The sequence below is a fragment of the Bartonella sp. AP58NXGY genome (genome assembly GCF_042195785.1).
Taxonomy (GTDB): Bacteria; Pseudomonadota; Alphaproteobacteria; order Rhizobiales; family Rhizobiaceae; genus Bartonella.
The window spans coordinates 1-2,360 of sequence record NZ_JBHIOY010000043.1 but is presented as its reverse complement, the minus strand read 5'-3'; the positions used below and the strand labels follow the sequence as shown (position 1 = coordinate 2,360).

Here is a 2,360-nt window from a genome sequence, read left to right as displayed (position 1 = left end):
TTGGCAAGTTTTAAATCCTACGCCGGTTTCTTTACCGCAAGGACCGGTTATACCTGTTTGTCCACCAGGGACAATAGGGGCTTTTGGGATGCAAGTTTTACCGAAAGGCTGGTTGTTATGTGATGGAAAGGCTTATTTGCGCAGTGAGTATAGGGCTCTTTATGAAGCGATAGGGATCAGGTGGGGGAGCGTTGATGATTATAGCAAGTTTCATGTTCCCGATTTGCGTGGTGTTTTTTTGCGTGGCGTTGATGATGACCGCGATATAGACCGTTTTCGTTATCTAGGCACTTTACAGAATGACGCTATGAGAAAGCATGATCATAGTGGTCAAACCTTTACGATTTTGAATGCAGAAAATCAGGAGGAGAGTTGGCATGGTGATATGACGATTATCTGGGGTTATATGCTTAATGACCAGCAAAGGTTGAAGCTCGCCGAACGTTTGGGCGTGAGAGCAGAGGATATACGGGTTCATCATAAGCTCGCCTTTCCCCATACTCACATTCATATGCGTGATGTTCCATCGGCAAGTTTTGGAGCCAGTGAGACACGCCCGATAAATATGAGTGTTGTGTTTGCGATTAAGACGTGAGGTGTTGAGATGTCGACGATTTATGATTGGTCTTTAACGGCATCGGAGAATGGTGGTGCGGATAATCTGATTAATTGGTCAGAAGGACAACATCCGAACACGGTTAACAACAGTGCGCGTTTTATGATGCAGCGTGTGCGTGAGTATTTATTGGATATGGGGGGTGTGATTGAAGGGGTTGTTACGGTTGATGATAAACAAAAGACGAGTGCGATAGGTCTTCAAAGTCCCTCTCAGTTTTTAGCGTATAAGAATGGGATAACGCTTTGTTTTAAAGCGAAGGGCAAGAATGTAGGGGCTACCACGATTGCTTTGAATAATTTAATCGGCAAGCCCGTTTATAAGGCGACGGACACCGGTTTATTAGCTTTAACGGGAGAAGAAATCCAAGATGGCTGTCTTTATACCGTTATTTATGATGAAGATATAACCGGTTGGCAAATTCTCAATCCCACAAGGGAAAAAGTTACTTCCTTAAAACGTTTACCATCTGGTTTAATTGGTCCTTTTGGCATGGAGCGCTTGCCGGATGGTTGGTTACCTTGTGATGGGCGTGCTTATTCGCGAAGAACGTATAGAGCCTTGTTTGAGGTGATAGGGACGACGTGGGGAGAAGGAGATGGCGCCACGACGTTTAATGTTCCGGATTTTCGTGGAATGTTTTTACGAGGTATGGACTATGAACGCAATTTAGACCCTTGGCGTTCTTTTGCAAGTATACAACCCTGTTCTTTAAAAGGGCATGAACATTTTATCGGTCCCGCCTCTTCTGAGGGTCGTTCTTCACGGAAAAGACGGGATGTTTCTTCTTCTGAAGTTTCTTTGCAAAGGCGAAAGAGATCTGTAGACGAAGAGTGTGTAGGTTTGAGTGGTGATAGCTTAGAGGAATGTAATCAAGAATTTGACCACATAGCAGGAATTCCACAGCCAGAGGTTCCATTTTGGTTCACAGATAAGGACAAGCCGCCCCGTTTGCCTTGGTTTATCAGAAGCCCTTTTGCTAATTTTTTATATCATTCGACCCCTATAAAAGAGGGCGTTCATGACAGAGCACATCATGACCATCATCTTATGTCAGAGACGTTTGGAGGCGTTGAAACGCGCCCCGTTAATGTGAGTGTAGTTTATGGAATAAAGACATGAGGAGTTGAAATGTCATTAAAACCGTTTGCGATATCAGAGCTTAGCGACCCGTCTCAAGTACGGGTTGTTTTGTATTCAGGGGGAGGCTTTGTCCATGCGCCGCTTCATGGTGTTTTTGATTTACTGAAAGCAGCATTGAAAGCCGAGCTTGATGGTTCACTGAAAGATTTAGAGAAGCGCTTAGAGACCTTAAGAGAAGAGCTTGAAGATTTGAAAGAGTGTTCATTGGATGAATCCCTCTGAATGAAGGAATAAAGCAGATGAAGATACCCGATCATAGTCATGAATATTTGATACCTGTTGCAACGAAAGAGGAAATCAGAGAAGGGACTTCGCAAGATAGCGTTGTTGTTCCAAAGCTTTTAGGAACAGCCTCTTTGTATTCGTATGAAACCTTTGCGCCGTTAGAGCAGGTTGTAAATGCACGTCAAGAAGCAGAAAAAGCCATGGCACGTGCAAATGGAGCGCAACAGGTTGCAGAAGAGGCGAAAAAAGTATCGGAAAGAGCGTTTAGCGAAGTTACCAAAACGGGTGAAGCGGTTACAGCAGTAACGACAACGGCTAATCTTGCAAAAGATACAGCGGATACAGCCAAGGGATTAGCCGAAGAAGCCAAGAGTGC

General features: G+C 44.4%; 3 protein-coding genes and 1 pseudogene. All 4 read left to right on the top strand.

Going from position 1 to position 2,360, the window contains the following annotated elements; all coding sequences use genetic code 11:
* The coding region (locus tag ACFINC_RS09125) for a phage tail protein (protein WP_375617005.1) at window positions 1–595 on the top strand (595 nt) is incomplete at its 5' end.
* 9 nt (window positions 596–604) lie between these two features.
* Window positions 605–1,738: a phage tail protein gene (locus ACFINC_RS09120; protein WP_375617004.1), complete on the top strand. Its 1,134-nt coding sequence runs from the start codon at window positions 605–607 to the stop codon at window positions 1,736–1,738.
* Window positions 1,739–1,747: 9 nt separating this feature from the next.
* Complete coding sequence (locus tag ACFINC_RS09115) at window positions 1,748–1,981, top strand: hypothetical protein (RefSeq protein WP_375617003.1); 234 nt, start codon at window positions 1,748–1,750, stop codon at window positions 1,979–1,981.
* A 17-nt stretch (window positions 1,982–1,998) separates the two neighbouring features.
* Window positions 1,999–2,360, top strand: a pseudogene (locus ACFINC_RS09110) (hypothetical protein); the annotation flags it as partial.

What these genes read in the sequence shown, in the direction of transcription:
- ACFINC_RS09120 (WP_375617004.1), top strand. Translation starts at nt 605, where the DNA reads ATGTCGACGATTTATGATTGGTCTTTAACGGCATCGGAGAATGGTGGT.
- ACFINC_RS09115 (WP_375617003.1), top strand. Translation starts at nt 1,748, where the DNA reads ATGTCATTAAAACCGTTTGCGATATCAGAGCTTAGCGACCCGTCTCAA.